At 73.4% G+C, this 20,288-nt stretch carries 2 protein-coding genes; both read right to left on the bottom strand.

What is annotated here, in order from left to right:
• Window positions 1–23: 23 nt before the first annotated feature.
• Complete coding sequence (locus ACIRL2_RS32145; RefSeq protein ID WP_402236926.1) at window positions 24–15,398, bottom strand: type I polyketide synthase; 15,375 nt, start codon at window positions 15,396–15,398, stop codon at window positions 24–26.
• A 246-nt stretch (window positions 15,399–15,644) separates the two neighbouring features.
• Window positions 15,645–20,264, bottom strand: a complete 4,620-nt coding sequence (locus ACIRL2_RS32140) for an SDR family NAD(P)-dependent oxidoreductase (protein WP_402236924.1) — start codon at window positions 20,262–20,264, stop codon at window positions 15,645–15,647.
• Window positions 20,265–20,288: the final 24 nt, after the last annotated feature.

Genomic DNA, 20,288 nt, shown 5'->3' with positions numbered 1-20,288 from the left:
GTGCTCCACAGATTTCGACATGGTCAGGACTCGGAGGTGCCGAGGGCCAGATCCAGCAGGGCTTCGGTGTCCATCGCGTCGATGGAGTCCACGTCGGCCGGGCCCGATCGCCCGGTCCCGCCGTGGTCGTCGGAGGTGTTCGTGTGGTGTGCCGCCGGTCCGGCGAGCCGCAGCAGGCTCTCCAGCAGTCCGGACTCGCGCAGCACGTGGACCGGAATGCCGGCGAGCGCGGTGCGTACCGCCGTGTCGTCCCGGTCGTCGACCGGGCTCGCCGCGGCATCGTCCTCGGCGCCTCGCGGTGCGAGTTCGGCGCGCAGGTAGCCGGCCAGCACGCGCGGTGTCGGGTAGTCGAAGACCAGGCTCGCGGGCAATCGCAGGCCGGTCATCGCGTTGAGCCGGTTGCGCAGTTCGACCGCGGCCAGCGAATCGAAGCCCAGGTCCCGGAACTCCCGCGAGGCCCGCACGGTTTCCCCGGGTGCCAGGCCCAGCACCGCCGCCGTCTCACCGGTCACCGCCGCGATCACGGCCTGCTCGCGTTGACCCTCCGGAAGCCGGGACAACCGCTCGGCCAGCGATTCGGATGTGCCGCGCTCGGGGCCGGTGCCGGCGACCCGACGGGCGACCCCGGCGAACGCGGGTACCAGTTCGCGCAGCAGGGCCGGTACGCGAGCCGAACCCGTCCTGAGCGCGGCGGTGTCCAGCCGCATCGGGACCAGCACCGCTCCGTCCGGCCGGGTGTTCACGGCCGCGTCGAACAGGGCGAGCCCCTCCTCGGCGGACAGCGGAAGCATCCCGCCCCGAGCGGTCCGCCGCAGGTCGGCGGCGGCCAGCCGGCCGGTCAGCTCGCTCGCCTCGGCCCACATCCCCCAAGCCAGCGACGTGGCGGGCAGGCCCTGTCCGTGTCGGACCTCGGCCAGCGCGTCCAGTGCCGCGTTGGCGGCGGCGTAGTTGCCCTGGCCCGGTGCCCCGAACACTCCGGCGGCGGAGGAGAACAGTACGAACGCGGTCAGTTCCCGATCCCGGGTGAGTTCGTGCAGGTGCAGCGCGGCATCCGTCTTGGCCGCGAGCACCGCGTCCACCCGCTCCGGGGTGAGCGCCTCGACCACGCCGTCGTCGAGCACGCCGGCGGCGTGGATCACCGCGGTGATCGGGTGCGCGTCGAGCAGCGCGGCCACCGCGTCGCGGTCGGCCGCGTCGCAGGCGACCACGGTCGCCCTGGCGCCCAGTTCGGCCAGCTCGGCGACGAGCGCGTCGGCGCCCGGTGCGGCGGAGCCGCGTCGACTGGTCAGCACGAGGTTGCCGACGCCGTGTTGCCGGACCAGGTGCCGGGCGACCAGCCCGCCCAGCGTGCCGGTGCCACCGGTGATCAGGACGCTCGCGTCCGGGCCCCACTCGGCCGCGGTCGGTTCGGCGGACGCGCCGACCCGGGTCAGTCGCGGCGCGAACAACACACCGTCACGCAGGGCGAGTTGGGCCTCCACGCCGGTCGCGGCGAAGGCCACCGCCCGGGCGGCCTCGCTCGACTCGGCCTCCGCCTCGCCCGGCCCGGGCAGGTCGATCAGCACGAACCTGTCCGGGTGTTCGGACTGCGCGGTGCGCAACAACCCCAGGGCGGCGGCGTGCGCGACGTCCGTCGGACTCGGGCTCGGGCTCGGGCTCGGGGTCGGGTCCGGCGTCGTGGCACCACGGGTCAGCACCACGAGTCGGGTGTCGGGGTAACGCGCCTCCGCCAGCCAGGCGTGCACCAGGGCCAGCGTTCGATGCACGGCGCCGTGCACGGCGTCGGGCGCGAGGTCCGGCGTGTGCGCGAAGGGCACCACGACCGCGTCGGGCACCTCCCGCGTGCCGCCGTCGATCGCGGCCGACAGCGCGGCCAGGTCCGGATAGGCGTGCTCGGCCGCACCGAGCGTGTCCTCGTCGCCCAGCAGGACGATCCGACCGGGCACCGTCGGTTCGGCGACACCGGGCGCGTCGATCTCGACCCAGCTCGTCCGGAACAACAGATCGTCGGCCGCCCCGCCCGTCGGGATCGAGCGCGGCACACTCCGCAGCACCAACGCGTCGACGCTGAGCACCGGTCGGCCCTCGGCGTCGGCGGTGACGATCGAGATGCCGTCCTCGCCGGTCGGCACCACCGCGACCCGCAGCGCGACCGCGCCGGTCGCCGCCAGACGCACCCCGCTCCAAGCGAACGGCACCAGCGGGGAGCCGAGTTCGGCGTCCGAATCGCCGGCCAGCGCGGCGGTGTGCAGTGCGGCGTCGAGCAGCGCGGGATGCAGGGCGTACCCGTCCACCGGGACGTCCTCGGCCAGGGTGATCTCGGCATAGGTCTCCACGCCGCGCCGCCAAGCCTTGCGCACGCCCTGGAAGGCCCGGCCGTAGTCGATGCCGGCGGCGGCGAAGCGGTGGTACAGGTCCCCGGTGTCGACCGGTTCGGCACCGGCGGGCGGCCATTGGATCGACTCGGCGGCCTCGCCCGGCACACCCGGTGCGAGCGTGCCGGTGGCGTGCCGGGTCCACCCGCTCCCGGTGTCCGCGTCGTCCGCCGACGAGTACACCGCCAGCGGCCGACGGCCGGCCGCGTCCGGGTCGCCGACGGCGACCTGAAGCCGGATCGCGGCGCTCGCCGGGATCGGCAGCGGAGCCTCCAGGGTCAGTTCCTCCAGAAGGCCGCAGCCGACCTCGTCACCGGCCCGGATGGCCAGTTCCACGAAGGCCGTTCCGGGCAGGACTACGGTGCCGAGCACGACGTGGTCGGCCAGCCACGGATGCGAGCGCACCGACACGCGGCCGGTGAACAGCACACCGGTCGAACCGGCGAGCGCGACCGCGACGCCGAGCAACGGGTGCCCCGCCGACGCCAACCCGACCGCCGACACGTCGCCGGCGGAACCGGCGTCGAGCCAGTAGTGCCGCCGCTGGAACGCGTAGGTGGGCAGATCCACCTGTCGGGCACCGGGGAACCAGGAGTCCCACCCGATGTCGGCGGCGCTGCCGGTGACGTGCAGTACGGCCAGGGCCGCCAACGCGGTCTCCGTCTCGCCCCGGTCCCTGCGCAGCACGGGGACGACCGGCAACACCTCGTCACCGTTTCGCGGGCCGTCCCCCAGGCCGTCCCGGATCAGCGCGGTCAGCGCTCCGTCCGGGCCGAGTTCGACATATCCGCCGACGCCTCGCTCCTCGATCGCGCGTATCGCGTCGTGGAAGCGGACCGGCTCGCGCACGTGCCGCACCCAGTAGTCCGGATCACTCCACTCGCCGACCACGGCGGCACCGGTCACGGTGGACACCGAGGCCACCTTCGGCTCGGCGAAGGACAGTTCGTCCACGACCCGGCGGAACTCGTCGAGCATCGGGTCCATCAGCGGCGAGTGGAACGCGTGACTGACCCGCAGCCGCCGCACCCGACGGCCCGACGCCTCGAAGTGTTCCGCGACCTGCGCGACCGCCGTCTCGGCACCCGAGACCACCACCGCAGCCGGACCGTTGATCGCGGCGATCCCGACGGGCTCGTCCCGATCCGCCAACAGCGGCAACACCTCGGCCTCGGCGGCACCGATCGCCACCATCGCACCGCCGACCGGCAACGCCTGCATCAACCGGCCACGCGCCACCACCAGACGGCACGCGTCGTGCAACGACAACACCCCGGCCACATGCGCGGCCGCGATCTCGCCCACCGAGTGCCCGACCAGCACGTCCGGCCGCACACCCCACGACTCCGCCAACCGGTACAGCGCCACCTCGACCGCGAACAACGCCGGCTGCGCGAAGCCCGTCTCGTCCAGACCCTCCGCCTCGCCACTCACCACCGCCCGCAACGAGCCCGCGGCCGGCTCCGCTTCGAGCCGATCGCACACCTCGTCGAACGCCGCCGCGAACACCGGGAAGGCGTCGTACAGCCCACGCCCCATCCCGACCCGCTGACCACCTTGCCCCGCGAACACGAACGCGAGTCCTCGGGTCGAACCGCCGGCCGTCCCGATCGCCGCGCCCCGTGGCGTACGCCCGTGGGCCAGGTCGTCCACGCCGGCCAGCAGCGTGGCCCGGTCCGAGGCCGCCAGCACCGCGCGGAACTCGAACGCCGCCCGGCCCTCGGCCAGCGAGAACGCCACATCCGCCGGCTCGATCTCCGGGTGCTCGGCCAGATGCGCACCGAGCCGCCCCGCCTGGGCCCGCAGGGCCGTTTCACTGCGGGCCGACAGCAGCACCGGCAACGGTGTGACGCCCGAAGGGCGTTCGTCGACGACCGGCTCGGCCGGCTCCGGCTGCTCCAGGATCACGTGCGCGTTGGTACCGCTGACCCCGAAGGCGGAGACGCCCGCTCGCCGGGGAGCGCCCGTCCTCGGCCACTCCACCGGCTCGGTCAGCAGCGACACCGCGCCCGACGCCCAGTCCACATGCGGCGACGGCTCGGCGATGTGCAACGACTTGGGCAGGACGCCGTGCCGCATCGCCTCGACCATCTTGATCACGCCACCCACCCCGGCGGCGGCCTGCGTGTGGCCGATGTTCGACTTCAACGAGCCCAGCCACAACGGCCGATCCTCCGGCCGCCCCTGGCCGTAGGTGGCCAGCAGCGCCTGGGCCTCGATCGGGTCGCCCAGCGAGGTGCCCGTACCGTGCGCCTCCACCGCGTCGATCTCCGCCGTGGACAACCCGGCGCCGGCCAACGCGGCCTGAATGACCCGCTGCTGCGACGGCCCGCTCGGCGCGTTGAGGCCGTTGCTGGCGCCGTCCTGGTTCACCGCCGTACCGCGCACGATCGCGAGCACCCGGTGGCCGTTGCGGCGCGCGTCGGAGAGCCGCTCCAGGAGCAGCATGCCCGCGCCCTCGGACCAACCGGTCCCGTCCGCGGTCGCCGCGAACGCCTTGCACCTGCCGTCCGCCGACAACCCGCGCTGCCGACTGAACTCGACGAAGACACCCGGCGTGGCCATCACCGTGACCCCGCCCGCCAGCGCCAGCGTGCACTCGCCCCGGCGCAGCGCCTGTCCTGCCAGGTGCAGGGCGACCAGGGAGGACGAGCACGCGGTGTCCACCGTCATCGCGGGGCCTTCCAGGCCGAACGTGTAGGCCACCCGCCCGGACGCGACGCTGCCGGAACTGCCGTTGCCCAGGTATCCCTCGACGCCGCTGGGGATGTCCCGCAGCCGGGCCGCGTAGTCGTGGTACATCACACCGGCGAACACACCGGTCCGGCTGCCGCGTACGGTCTGCGGATCGATGCCGGCCCGCTCGAACGCCTCCCAGGTGGTCTCCAGGAGCAGCCGCTGCTGCGGGTCGGTCGCCGCCGCCTCACGCGGCGATATGCCGAAGAACTCCGGGTCGAACTCCAGCGCGTCGTGCAGGAATCCACCCTCGGTGGCGTAGGTCCGGCCGGGCCGGTCGGGGTCCGGGTCGAAGAGGTTGTCCAGATCCCAGCCTCGGTCCGTCGGGAAGCCGGTGATGCCCTCTCGGCCCTCGGCGACCAGTCGCCACAGGTCCTCGGGCGAGGCCACCCCGCCCGGGTAGCGGCAGCTCATCCCGATGATCGCGATCGGCTCGTCGTCGGCGACGGCGACACCGGTGGAGCGAGAAGCGCTCGACCCGGTCCGCGCCGTCGCGTCGACGGTCTCCGCCTCCGTGCCCAGCAGTTCGGTGCGTACGTGTTCGAACAGCGCGGCCGGGGTGGGGTGGTCGAAGACCAGCGTCGCCGAAAGCCGCAGTCCCGTCGCCGTGTTGACCCGGTTCCGCAGTTCGACGGCGGTCAGCGAGTCGAACCCGAGGTCCTTGAAGGCCCGTTCCGGATCGACCGCGTCGGCGCCGGAGTGCCCGAGCACCGCCGCGACGTGCGTGCGAACCAGGTCCAGTACGGCGCGATCCCGCTCGCCGATGGGCAGCGCGAGCAGCCGGTCCCGCAGCGAACCCTCGCCGCCGGGGCCCGATTCGCCGTGCGCGGAACGCCTGGCCGGGGCGCGGTAGAGGCCGCGCAACAACGGCGGCAGACCCCCGTCCGCCGCCCTGGCCCGAAGTACACGCGAGTCCAACCCGACCGGTACCAGCAACGGTTCCGCCGTGGCCACGGCCGCGTCGAACAGCGCCAGTCCGAGTTCCGGGGTCAGCGGCACCATGCCCGAGCGGGTGACCCGGCTCAGGTCGGCGGCGTCCAGTTCGCCGGTCATCCCCTCGGCCTGGGCCCACAGGCCCCAGGCCAGCGAGGTGGCCGGCAGACCCGCCGCCCGCCGACGCACCGCGAGCGCGTCCAACGCCGCGTTCGCCGCCGCATAACCACCCTGACCCGCCGAACCCAACACACCCGCCGCCGACGAGAACAACACGAACGCGGACAACCCCCGCCCCCGCGTCAACTCGTCCAACAACAACGCGCCGTCCACCTTCGCGGCCACCACACCCGCAACCCGCTCCGACGACAACGACTCCACGACACCGTCATCCAGCACACCCGCCGCGTGCACCACCGCCGACACCGAACGACCCGCCAACAAACCCACCACCGACGCCCGATCCGAGACGTCGCACGCAACAACCTCCACCCGAGCACCCGAGGCAACCAACCCCGCCCGCAAACCCTCCACACCCGGCGCCGCCGAACCCCGCCGACTCACCAACACCAAATCCCGCACACCATGCCGAGACACCAGATGCCGAGCCACCAACCCACCCAGACTCCCGGTACCACCCGTCACCAACACCGACCCCGAACCCCAATCAGGCCCGGCAGCGTCCACGGCAGGCACCATCCGCGCCAGGCGCGGCACACTCGCCGCACCCTCCGCCACGAACACCTGCGGCTCGCCCGACGCCACCACGGCGGCCACCAACTCCGCCGACGCCGTCTCCGGCGTGTCCACGTCCAACAACACGAACCGACCCGGATGCTCCGACTGCGCCGACCGCACCAGACCCCACACCGCGCCCTGCACCGGATCCCCGACCGCACCACACGTCACCACGACCAGTGGCGGTGCGCTCGGATCCGCCAGGTGCCGCTGGAGCGCGTCGAGTACATACGCACCCGCCTCGCGCACCGTGGCCAGGTCCGAGCAGCGCAGCGGCGTCGAGGCCACGGTCGCGGGGTCCGCCGTGCCCAGCACGGTGGGCACCCGGTCCACGCGGAAGAGCGCGTCCCGGTGCGCGGGCCGCCGTTCCCGGAGCCCGTCGGCGGACATCGGGCGCAGCACCAGCGAGCGCACCGAGATCACCGGGCGGCCGGTCGGGTCGGTGACGGTGATGGACACCGCGCTGTCGCCGATCGGCGACACCCGGACCCGGACCGAGGAGGCACCGCCGGCCTGGAGCACGACGGATTCCCAGGCGAAGGGCAGCGCGCCCTGGCCGATCCGCAGTCCGTCCGCCGCCGACTGGAGGAAGGTCGCGTGCAGCGTGGCGTCGAGCAGCGCGGGGTGCATGCCGAATCCGGCGACGGACGCGTCCTCGGGCAGCGCGACCTCGGCCAGAATGTCGTCGCCCCGGCGCCAGGCGGCCCGCAGGCCCCGGAAGGTCGGACCGTATCCGTAGCCGAGCGCGGCCAGCCGCTCGTAGAAGCCGTCCAGGTCCACCCCCTCCGCGTCGGCCGGCGGCCACTCGCCGAGCGGTTCGGCGTCGATCTCGGCAGGCTCCACCGCCTGGGCGAGGGTGCCGGTGGCGTGCCGCTGCCAGGCGGGCTCGCCGCCGTCCTCTTCCGCCCGGGAATACAGGCCGAACGTGCGACGCCCGGAGTCCTGGGGTCCGTCGACCCAGAGCTGCACGACCACCGCGCCGCGCTCCGGAACGATCAGCGGTGCTTCCAGGGTCAGTTCCTCGAGCAGGCCGCAACCCACCTCGTCGCCGGCCCGTACCGCCAGTTCCACGTAGGCGGTTCCGGGTAGCAGCACCGTGTCCATCACCACGTGGTCGGCCAGCCACGGATGGGTGCGCAGGGACAGTCGGCCGGTGAACAACACGCCACCGCCGTCGGCGCGTTCTGCCGCCGCACCGAGGAGCGCATGCCCGAGCGGGGCCAGTCCCAGGCCCGCCGCGTCGGTGTTCCCGGCGGCGGACAGGTCCAGCCAGTAGTGGTGGTGCCGGAACGCGTAGGTGGGCAGGTCCACCCGACGGGCCCCCGGGTGGAAGGTGTCCCAGCGGATGTCCGGTACCACGTCGCGCACATGCAGGGTCGCCAGCGCGGACAGCGCGCTCTCCGCCTCGGCACGGTCCTTGCGCAGGACCGGCACCACGGTCACCGCGTCGTCGGCGGCGTCGAGTCCGCCCCGGATCAGCGCGGTCAGCGCACCGTCGGGGCCGAGCTCCACGAACGCCGCGACGCCTCGCGCCTCGAGCGCGACGATCGCGTCGTGGAAGCGCACCGGCTGCCGGACGTGACGCACCCAGTACTCGGGATCGGTCCAGTCACCGTCGGCCTCGACCGTCGACAGGTAGTCGGACTCGGCTCGGCCGTAGGCGAGTTCGTCGACCACGCCGCGAAACTCGTCGAGCATCGGATCCATCAGCGGCGAGTGGAACGCGTGACTGACCCGCAGCCGCCGCACCCGACGCCCCAACCCCTCGAAATGGGCCGCGACTTCGGAAACCACCTCCTCGGCACCTGAAACCACCACCGACGTCGGGCCGTTGATCGCCGCGACACCGACGACGTCTTCCCGCCCCGCCAGCAACGGCAGAACATCCGCCTCGGCCGCACCGATCGCCGCCATCGCACCACCGACCGGCAACGCCTGCATCAACCCACCACGCGCCACCACCAGCCGGCACGCGTCCTCCAACGACAACACCCCGACCACATGCGCCGCCGCGATCTCACCCACCGAATGCCCGACCACCACATCCGGCCGCACACCCCACGACTCCAACAACCGGAACAACGCCACCTCGACCGCGAACAACGCCGGCTGCGCAAACCCCGTCCCATCCAGACCATCCACATCGCCCGAGATCACCTCGCGCAACGACCCACCCAAACCCGCGTCCAACCGCACGCACACCTCATCGAAGGCCGCGGCAAACACCGGGAAGCTCTCGTACAGCTCACGACCCATCCCGACCCGCTGACCACCCTGACCCGCGAACACGAACGCCAACCGCCCCGGCTCGGCACTCGCCGTACCGCGCACCAGGGCCGGCGACTCCGCGCCGGCCGCCAGCGCGTGCAGCCCGGTCCGGATGCCCTCGTGGTCCTCGCCCAGCACCACCGCGCGGTGCTCGAACGTCGTACGGCCGTGGGCCAGCGAGTACGCCACGTCGACGGGCGCGAGTTCGGGCGCCTCGGCCAGGTGCGTCCGCAGCCGCTCGGCCTGTGCCCGCAGCGATTCCTCGTCGCGCGCGGACAGCAGGAACGGCAGCGGGCCACTCGTCGGCGGGCGTTCCGCCGCGACCGGGTCCGCGGTCGGCTCCGGGCGTTCCAGGATCACGTGCGCGTTGGTGCCGCTCACCCCGAACGCGGAGATACCGACCCGGCGCGGCGCACCGGTCTCCGGCCACGCCATCGGCTCGGTCAGCAACGACACCGCGCCCGACGCCCAATCCACGTGCGGCGACGGCTCGACGATGTGCAGCGATCGCGGCAGCACGCCGTGGCGCATCGCGCCGACCATCTTGATCACGCTCGCGACGCCGGCGGCGGCCTGGGTGTGGCCGATGTTGGACTTCAACGAACCCAGCCACAGGGGCCGTTCGGCGTCGTGCTCCTGTCCGTACGTGGCCAGCAGGGCCTGCGCCTCGATCGGGTCGCCGAGCGTGGTCCCGGTACCGTGCGCCTCCACCGCGTCCACGTCGGCGGCGGACAGGCCCGCGTCGGCCAGCGCCGCCCGGATCACCCGTTGCTGCGAAGGGCCGTTCGGCGCGGTCAGGCCGTTGCTGGCGCCGTCCTGGTTGATCGCCGATCCGCGCAGGACGGCAAGCACCTCGTGGCCGTTGCGTCGCGCGTCGGACAGTCGCTCCAGGAGCACCATCCCGACGCCCTCGCCCCAGCTGGTTCCGTCCGCGTCCGCCGAGAACGCCTTGGCCCGGCCGTTCACCGCGAGGCCGCGCTGCCGGCTGAACTCGATGAAGGTCGCGGGCGTCGCCATCACCGTCACGCCGCCGGCCAGGGCCAGCGAGCACTCGCCCTGGCGCAGCGCCCGGGCCGCCCAGTGCATGGCGACCAGCGAGGACGAGCACGCGGTGTCCACCGTGACGGCGGGACCCTCCAGGCCCAGGGCATAGGCCACCCGCCCGGAGATCACCGCGGCGGCGTTGCCGGTCAGGAAGTAGCCCTCCAGGCCCTCCGGGATCTCGTCGACCCGCGGCCCGTAGTCCTGGCCGTTGGAACCCGCGAAGACGCCCGTGTCACTGCCGTGCAGCGTGCTCGGGTCGATCCCGGCGTGCTCGAACGCCTCCCACGATGCCTCCAGGAGCAGCCGCTGCTGCGGGTCCATCGCGAGCGCCTCACGCGGCGAGACGCCGAAGAACGCCGCGTCGAACTCGCCCGCCTCGTACAGGAAGCCGCCGCGGTCCACGTAGGTCTTCCCGGACTGCTCCGGGTTCGGGTCGAACAGGGCGTCCAGGTCCCAGCCCCGGTTCTCCGGGAAGCCGCCGACCGCGTCCACCCCGCCCTCGACCAGGCGCCACAGGTCTTCCGGTGAGGCCACTCCGCCCGGGAACCGGCAGCTCATCCCGACGATGGCGATCGGCTCGTCCGGCTCGCCGGCCGGCCGCGCGCTGTTCGCCGGGGTCGTGCCGGCGGTCCGGCCCAGGATCTCGGCCCGCAGGTAGCGGGCCATGGTCGCGGGCGTCGGGTAGTCGAAGACCAGCGTCGTGGGCAGCGTGCGCAGGCCCGTCGCGCGGATCATCCGGTTGCGCAGTTCGACCGCCATCAGCGAGTCGAAGCCCAGTTCCCGGAACGCCTTGGTGTCCTTGATCGCGGCGCCGGAGCCGTGCCCGAGCACGGCCGCGGCGTGCGCCCGGATCAGCTCCAGCACGGTGCGGTCCTGCTCCGGTTCGGGCAGGTCGGCCAGGCTCTCCCGGAGCGCCGGCGCGTCGGTCCCCGCGCCGGCGGCCGAGGAGTCCCGGGCCGCGAGTTCCCGCGCCTCCGGGACGCCGTCGAACAGCGGGCTGCGTCGGGTGGCGGTGGCCGCCGGAAGGAAGCGTGTCCAGTCCAGGTCGGCGACCGCCACGAACGGCTCGCCCGAGCGCACCGTGTCGCCGAGCACCTCGATCGCCAGGTCCGGGTTCATCGGCAGCGCGCCGCCGCGCCGGATCCGCGCGTCGACCGCTTCGTCCGTGGCCATCCCGGAGCCGGCCCACGGGCCCCACGCGATCGAGCAGGCCGGCAGGCCGAGTTCGCTGCGCTGCCGAGCGAGCGCGTCCAGTGCGGCGTTGGCCGCCGCGTACCCGGCCTGCCCGGGCGAGCCGACGGTGCCGGCCATGGACGAGAAGAGCACGAAGGCGGACAACTCGTGGCCGACGGTGAGCTCGTGCAGGTTGCGCGCGGCGGTGAGCTTGGGCCGGAGCACGTCGTGCAGGCGTTCCTCGGTCAGCTCGGCCAGGACACCGTCGTCCAGGACGCCCGCGGTGTGTACGACAGCGGTCAGCGGCCGGTCGGCGGGGATCGTGTCGAGCAGCGCGGCCAGCGCGGCCCGGTCGGCGGTGTCGCAGGCCGCGACGGTGACCGTGATCCCGTCGGCCCGTCCGGTCAGTTCGGCCACGAGCTCGTCTGCTCCGGGTGCGGCGGCGCCACGCCGGCCGACCAGGAGCAGGTGCCTCGCGCCGTTGTCCGCCAGCCACCGTGCCACCCGCGCGCCCAGCGCTCCGGTGCCACCGGTGATCAGTACCGTCCCGGAACTCGCCCACGGCGCGCCGGCGTCGACCTCGTCGGCAGAATTGCCCGTACCCGGCGCCCGGACCAGCCGCCGCGCGAACACTCCCGCCGCCCGCACCGCGACCTGGTCCTCGATCGATTCGCCGGCCGCCAGCACGCCGACCACATGGCGCAGCACGCCGCTGTCCACGACCTCGGGCAGGTCGATCAAACCGCCCCAGGTGGTGGGGTGTTCGAGGGCGGCGACGCGGCCGAGGCCCCAGATCGCGGCGCCCGCGACGCCGGTCGTCCGGTCTCCGTCGACCGCCGTCACCGCACCCCGGGTCAGGCACCACAGTGGTGCGGTGACGTCGGCATCGCCCAGCGCGTGCAGCAGGACGACCGTGTCGAAGAGGTCCTCGTCCGCCCCCGACAGCCCGAGAAGCGAGATGACGCCGCCGAGATCGTCCACGCCGTCCGTCGCCTCGCGCAGCCGCACGGCGACGCGCTCCCGGTCCCGGTCGGCGGTGTCCAGTTCCAGCGTGCGGATCGTGCCGTACGCACCCAGGTCGGCGGACAGTTCGTGCCCGCCGCTGGGTACCACGACCAACCAGGTGCCGGTCAGCACCGGCGGCGCGGCGGACGTGATCGGCTGCCAGCCGATCCGATACCGCCACGCGTCCGTGCGGGACTGCTCCTCGGCCCGCCGCGACCACGCGGACAACGCGGGCAGCAGGGCGTCGAGCGAACTGCGCGCCGCATCGTCCTCAACCGCGAGTTCGCGCGCCAGCGCCTCCCGGTCCCCCGCACCGACCGCCGCCCAGAACCGCTCGTCCCGGGCGTTCCGCGCGGGCGCCTGCTCGGCGTCCAGCCAGTACCGGCGGCGCTGGAAGGCGTACGTCGGCAGGTCCACCCGCCGCGCGCCCGGGACGAACGAGGCCCAGTCGACCCCGGCCACCGCACCGTTGACATGCAGCGTCGCCAGGGCGGACAGCGCACTGTCCGGCTCGGCCCGATCCCGCCGCAACAACGCCACGACCGGCTGGTCGCCCGCCTCCAGTGCGCCCCGGATCAGCGCGCTCAGCGTCCCGTCGGGCCCGAGCTCGACGAACCCGCCGACTCCCTCGGCCGTCAGGGTGCGAATCGCGTCGTGGAAACGCACGGGCTGTCGGACGTGGCGCACCCAGTACTCGGGGTCCGTCCAGTCACCATCGGGTGAGACGGTCGAGACCACGGCCAACTGCGGTTCAGTGAAGCTCAGTTCCCGCACGACCCGGCGGAACTCGTCGAGCATCGGGTCCATCAGCGGCGAGTGGAACGCATGGCTGACCCGCAGCCGCCGCACCCGACGCCCCAACCCCTCGAAATGCGCCACGATCTCGGCAACCACAGCCTCCGCACCGGAGACCACCACCGAATCCGGACCATTGATCGCGGCGATCCCGACGGCATCGGCCCGCCCCGCCAGCAACGGCAGAACATCCGCCTCGGCAGCACCGATCGCGGCCATCGCACCACCGACCGGCAACGCCTGCATCAACCCACCACGCGCCACCACCAGCCGGCACGCGTCCTCCAACGACAACACCCCAGCCACATGCGCCGCCGCGATCTCACCCACCGAATGCCCGACCACCACATCCGGCCGCACACCCCACGACTCCAACAACCGGAACAACGCCACCTCGACCGCGAACAACGCCGGCTGCGCAAACCCCGTCCCATCCAGACCATCCACATCGCCCGAGATCACCTCGCGCAACGAACCCTCACCCAGCTCCACTTCCAGCCGGTCGCACACCTCGTCGAACGCCGCCGCGAACACCGGGAAGGCCGCGGACAAACCACGACCCATCCCGACCCGCTGACCACCCTGACCCGCGAACACGAACGCCAACCGCTCGGCGTCCCCGTCCGCGACACTCCCCCGCACGACATCGGCGTGCGGCGTCCCGTCGACCAGCGCGGCCAGGCCGGCGAGCGCGCCCGCCCGGTCGTGCGGGTCGCCGAGCACGACCGCGCGCCGGTCGAGCGCCGACCTGCCGGTCGCCAGCGAGTACGCCACGTCGGCCTGGTCCGCGTCGGGGTGCTCGGCCAAGTGCGCGCGCAACCGCGCCGCTTGGGCGCGCAGGCCCTCCTCGGTACGGGCCGAGAGCAGCAGCGGCACCCGGCCGGGCACCGGCTGCGGGTCCGGTGCCGTGTCCGCATCCGGGTCCGGTGTCGGTTGGGGCTCCTCTTCGAGGATCACGTGCGCGTTCGTACCGCTGACCCCGAACGCGGACACGCCGGCCCGTCGGGGCTGATCGGTCCGCGACCACGAGACCGGCTCGGTCAGCAGCGACACCGCGCCCGACGCCCAGTCCACATGCGGCGACGGCTCGTCCACGTGCAGCGTCCTGGGCAACACGCCGTGACGCATCGCCTGGACCATCTTGATCACGCCGCCGACCCCGGCGGCGGCCTGGGTGTGGCCGATGTTCGACTTCAACGACCCGAGCCACAGCGGCCGTTCGCCGTCGCGACCCCGGCCGTAGACGCCGAGCAGCGCGTCCGCCTCGATCGGGTCACCGAGCGAGGTGCCGGTTCCGTGCGCCTCGACCGCGTCGACGTCCGTCGCGCTGAGACCGGCGTTGGCCAGTGCCGCCCGGATCACCCGCTCCTGGGCGGGGCCGTTGGGCGCGGTGAGGCCGTTGCTGGCACCGTCCTGGTTGATCGCCGTACCCCGAACCACCGCGAGCACCGGATGGCCGTTGCGGCGCGCGTCGGAGAGCCGCTCCAGGAGCAGCATCCCGACACCCTCGGACCAGCCCGTACCGTCCGCCGAGGCGGCGAACGCCTTGCACCTGCCGTCCGCCGACAACCCGCGCTGCCGACTGAACTCGACGAAGGTGGCCGGTGTGGCCATCACGGTGACGCCGCCCGCCAGCACGAGTGAGCATTCCCGCTGCCGCAGCGCGCCGACCGCCCAGTGCAGCGCGACCAGCGAGGACGAGCACGCGGTGTCCACGCTGACCGCCGGGCCCTCCAGCCCGAGCGTGTACGCGACTCGGCCGGAGGCCACGCTGCCCGCGCTGCCGCTGCCGAGATACCCCTCGAACTCGCCGGCCGTGGCGGCCGTCCCGGAGCGCAGGCGCGACGCGTAGTCGCTGTACATCACGCCCGTGTAGACACCGGTCCTGCTGCCGCGCAGCGCGGCCGGGTCGATGCCGGCCCGTTCGATCGCCTCCCACGCGGTCTCCAGGAGCAAGCGCTGCTGCGGGTCGATGGTGAGCGCCTCGCGCGGCGAGATGCCGAAGAACTCCGGGTCGAACGCCGCGGCGTCGTGCAGGAAGCCGCCGTGCCGGGTGTAGCTGGTGCCGAGGTGTTCCGGGTCCGGGTCGTACAGGCCGTCCAGGTCCCAGCCTCGGTCCACCGGGAAGCCGGAGACCGCGTCCACACCGTTGTCGACCAGCCGCCACAGGTCCTCCGGCGACCCGACCCCGCCCGGGTAGCGGCAGCTCATCCCCACGATCGCGATCGGCTCGTGCTCACGCTCGTCGGCCTCGCGCAGTCGGCGGCGGGCGTCGTGCAGGTCGGTGGTGACCCGCCTGAGGTAGTCGCGAAGCTTCTGTTCGTCGGCCACTGTCGTCATTCCCCCTCGTAGCGTGCGGCCGTTGAACGTGCGGCCTGGCAACCGGTGATCTCGCGGGCGTCGATGCGGGTCCGTGGACGGGTGCTCGTGCGGGTGCTTGCCTGTGTCGTCGTGCGAGTGCCTGCGTGCGTTGTCGTACGGACACTTGCTTGCGTCGTTGTGCGGGTGCCGGTGTCGACGCATGCGCCGGTCGTCGTGCCGGTGCCGGTGTGCGTGCGGGCGCGGTTCGTCATCGGGTCACAGCTCGTTGTCGATGAAGTCGAAGAGATCGTCGTCGTCGGCCGTGCCGAGCTTTTCCGCGACGGATCCGCCGGTGTCGTCGCGGTGGTCCGCGCGGTGGGTGCCCGCGTCGGCGCCGAGCTTGGCGAGCAGTTCGCGCAGCCGGCCGGCCACCGCGTCGCGGGTGCCGCCGTCGGCCGCTCCGAGCCACGCCTCCAGGCGGTCGAGTTCGGCCGCGCCGGTGGATCCGGCGCCGTAGGCGCCGTCGGTGCCGTTCGCGGACTGCGCGAGCGCCTCGGCGGCGGCGAGTTCGGCGCCCAGGTGGTCGGCCAGTGCCGCCGGCGTCGGGTAGTTGAAGACCAGCGCCGCCGGCAACCGCAGTCCGGTCGCGGCGTTCAGCCGATTCCGCAGCTCGACCGCGGTCAGCGAGTCGAAGCCCAGGTCGCGGAACTCCTGTCCGGCGCCGATGCGATCCGCCGCGTCGAAGCCGAGCACCGAGGCCACGTGCGCGCGGACCGCGTCCAGGACCAGCCGGGGTCGATCGCCGGTACGCGCCCCGAGCAGGGACCGGACCAGCGGCGGTACACCCGAGCCGGTGTCCGTGCGAGCCGCCGGGTCACCGGCGGTGGGTCGGCGCGAGCGGTTCCCGGCCGTCGGGCCGGTGCGCAGATTCCGGGTCAACGCGGCCAGTGGGCCGAACGGGCCGGCCTGCTCCTCGGCCCGGGACCGCATCGCGGCCGGGTCGAGCCGGGCGGGCAGCAGCGCCGCGCCGGCCGTGCCCGGCACCCGGTCGGGTCCGGTCGGGTCGGCGGTGGCACCGGCGGTCCCGGCCAGGGCCCGGTCGAACAGCGCGAGCGCGTGTTCGGTGGGCAGCGGCAGGATGCCGTCGCGGGCCATGCGTTCGCGGTCCCGGTCGGTGAGTTCGCCGTCCATGCCGCCCGCCTCCCACGGTCCCCAGGCCAGCGAGGTGGCGGGCAGGCCGCGTGCCGCGCGGTGTCGGCCGAGGGCGTCCAGGAAGGTGTTGGCCGCCGCGTAGTTCGCCTGGCCGGCACTGCCGAACTGGCCCGCTGCCGAGGAGAACAGCACGAACGCGGAGAGCGCCCGGTCGGCGGTCAACTCGTGCAGGTGCCAGGCCGCGTCCAGCTTCGGGCGCAGTACGCGGTCGATGCGTTCGGGGGTCATCGCCTCGAACAGTCCGTCGTCCAACACACCCGCCGAGTGCACGACGGCGGTCACCGGGTGCGCCGCCAACAGCGCGGCCAGCGCGGTGCGGTCGGCGACGTCGCACGCGACGGTGCTCACCCGCGCGCCCAGCGCGGTCAACTCGGCGGCGAACTCGAGGGCGCCGGGCGCTTGTTCGCCGCGCCGCCCGGCCAGCACCAGCCGGCGGACCCCGTACTCGGTGACCAACCGGCGCACCACGAGGCCACCGAGGCGGCCGGACGCGCCGGTGACCAGGACGGTGTCATCCGCGCCGAGCACCGCGTGCGCGGCGACCGCGGCCGTCTCGGCATCCGCGCCGGCCGGCTCGGGGACCAGGCGGGGTACCAGGAGCGCGCTGTCGCGGATCGCGAACTGCGGCTCGTCGTCGCCCGCCGCGAGTACGGCGGGCAACCCGGTCGGGCCGGTGAGCGCCGGGATCCCGGCCGGTCCCCCGTCCAGGTCGACCAGCACGATCCGCCCCGGGTGCTCGGACTGCGCCGAGCGCAGCAGACCCCAGACCGCGGCCTGCGTCAGGTTCTCGATGCCGGTCTCGTCGACGGTGTCCCGGGTGGACACCGCGTGTTGGGTGAGCAGGACGAGCCGGGCAGCGCCGAACCGGGTGTCCGCCGACCAGGCCCGCACGATGTCCGACGCCCGTCCGAGCGCGTCCCGCGCGGCGACCGGGAGGTCCCGGTCCCGCCCCTGCGAGGGCGTCGGCGACAGCGCGACGAGCACCGCGTCCGGTACCGGCGCGCCCGCGTCGATCGCGGCATCGAGCGCGGCGAGGTCGGCGTGTACCGTCCCCGCCCGCGCGGTACCGGTCGGGAGCGCGCCCGCGACCGCGCTCGCGACGTCGTGTCGGACATCGCCGATCACCGCCCACGTGGCGGGCACCGCCGACGCGGTCCGGGCGCTCGGCGCGGGTTCCCAGTCGATCCGATACAACGCGCCGTCCCGACCGCCCTGCGCGGCACGCAGCGCGTCGGCGGCGACCGGCCTGGTCACCAGCGAGGCCACCGACCCCACCGGTCGACCCGAGTGGTCGGCGAGGGTCACCGCGAAGCTGTCGCCGGCCACCGGCGCGATGCGCACCCGCAGCGTCGTGGCCGCGGTCGCGTACAGCGCGACCCCGGTCCACGAGAACGGCAACCGCACCGCGCCCGCAGCGTCACCGGCAAGCCCGATCGGGTGCAACGCGGCATCCAACAGGGCCGGATGCACCCCGAAACCCTCGGTCGACACGTCGGCGGGCAGCGCAACCTCGGCGAACAGCTCGTCACCGTGCCGCCACATCGCCCGAAGCCCCCGGAACACCGGCCCATAGCCGAGTCCTTGTGCGGCGAGCCGGTCGTAGCATCCGTCGATCGACACCGGCTCGGCGCCGACCGGCGGCCACGGCCCCTGCCCGTCTTCCGGCCCGAACGCCTCCGCGTCCGGCGCCCCACCCCTGGCCAGCACGCCCTGCGCATGCCTGGTCCAACCTTCCGTCGGACCGCCGGGGCGCTGCCGGCCGGAGTGGATGCTCAGCGTGCTGCGGCCCGCCTCGTCCGGCGCACCGACCACGAGCTGGATCCGAACCGCGTCGTCGTCGGTCAGCACGAGCGGTGCCTCGATGGTCAGTTCCTCGATCAGATCGCACCCGACCTCGTCGCCGGCCCGAAGCGCGAGCTCCACCAGCGCGGTACCGGGTACCGGCACGGTCCCGTGCACCGTGTGGTCGAGCAGCCACGGGTGGCTGTCCACGGACAACCGACCGGTGAACAACACACCCGCCGAGTCGGCCAGTTCGACCGCCGCACCGAGCAACGGGTGATCGGCGGCGGTCAGCCCGATCGACGCGGCGTCCCCGGACCGATCGACCACCGGGTCGAGCCAGTACCGCTGCCGCTGGAACGGGTACGTGGGCAACGCCACGCGCCGGGCTCCGGGAACGAACCCGGCCCATCGGATTTCGGCGACGGCACCCGTCACATGGAGCGTGGCCAGGGCGGTCAGCGCGGCATCAGGCTCCGGACGGTCCTTGCGCAGCACCGGAACCACGGTCACCGCGTCGTCGGCAGCCCGAATCCCGTCCCTGATCAACGCGGTGAGGGCGCCGTCCGGCCCGACCTCGACGAAGGAGACGACACCGTCGTCTTCCAGCACGCGAATCGCGTCATGGAAGCGAACCGGCTGCCGCACGTGGCGCACCCAGTACTCGGGATCCGTCCAGTCGGCATCGGTCGAGACGGTCGAGACCACCGCCAACTGCGGTTCCGCAAATGTCAGTTCTCGAACCACGTCACGGAAGCCATCGAGCATCGGGTCCATCAGCGGCGAATGGAACGCATGGCTGACCCGCAGCCGCCGCACCCGACGACCCAACCCCTCGAAGTGCGCCACGACCTCGGAAACCACAGCCTCGGCGCCGGAGACCACCACCGAATCCGGACCATTGATCGCGGCGATCCCGACGAGGTCATCCCGCCCCGCCAGCAACGGCAGAACATCCGCCTCGGCCGCACCGATCGCGGCCATCGCACCACCGACCGGCAACGCCTGCATCAACCGACCACGCGCCACCACCAGCCGGCACGCGTCCTCCAACGACAACACCCCGACCACATGCGCGGCCGCGATCTCACCCACCGAATGCCCGACCACCACATCCGGCCGCACACCCCACGACTCCAACAACCGGAACAACGCCACCTCGACCGCGAACAACGCCGGCTGCGCAAACCCGGTCTCGTCCAGACCATCCACATCGCCCGAGATCACCTCGCGCAACGACCCGCCCAAACCCGCGTCCAACCGCACGCACACCTCATCGAAGGCCGCGGCAAACACCGGGAAGCTCTCATACAGCTCACGACCCATCCCGACCCGCTGACCACCCTGACCCGCGAACACGAACGCCAGGCGGCCGGATCCGCCGCGGGCGACACCGCGCACGACTCCCGGAGCCTCGGTGCCGGAGGCCACGGCCTCGGTGACACGCAGCAGCGTCTCCCTGTCGGTCCCGAACACCACCGCGCGGTGGTCCAGTCGGGGCTTGCCGGCCAGCGTGAACGCCACGTCGGAGACAGCCGTTTCGGCGTTCTCGGCCACGTGCGTACCGAGCCGGGCCGCCGTGGCGCGCAGGGCCTCGTCATCTGCGGCGGCAAACATCCAGGGGGTGGGAATCGCCCCGGCGAGCGCCGCCTCGGGTGTCGTGTCGGACGCCGCGCCGAACGGTTCCCGGTCCCCGACCTCGGGCTGCTCCACGATGACGTGTGCGTTGGTGCCGCTGACCCCGAAGGCGGAGATTCCGGCCCGGCGCGGTGCGCCCGTCTCCGGCCACGCCACCGGCTCCGTCAACAAGGACACCGCACCCGACGCCCAGTCCACGTGCGGCGAGGGTTCGTCCACGTGCAACGTCCTGGGCAACACGCCATGACGCATCGCCTGGACCATCTTGATCACGCCACCCACACCCGC

Source organism: Embleya sp. NPDC127516 (assembly GCF_044765325.1).
Taxonomy (GTDB): Bacteria; Actinomycetota; Actinomycetes; order Streptomycetales; family Streptomycetaceae; genus Embleya.
Note: the sequence above shows the minus strand (reverse complement) of the source record. Positions and strands in the feature narration are given on the sequence as shown.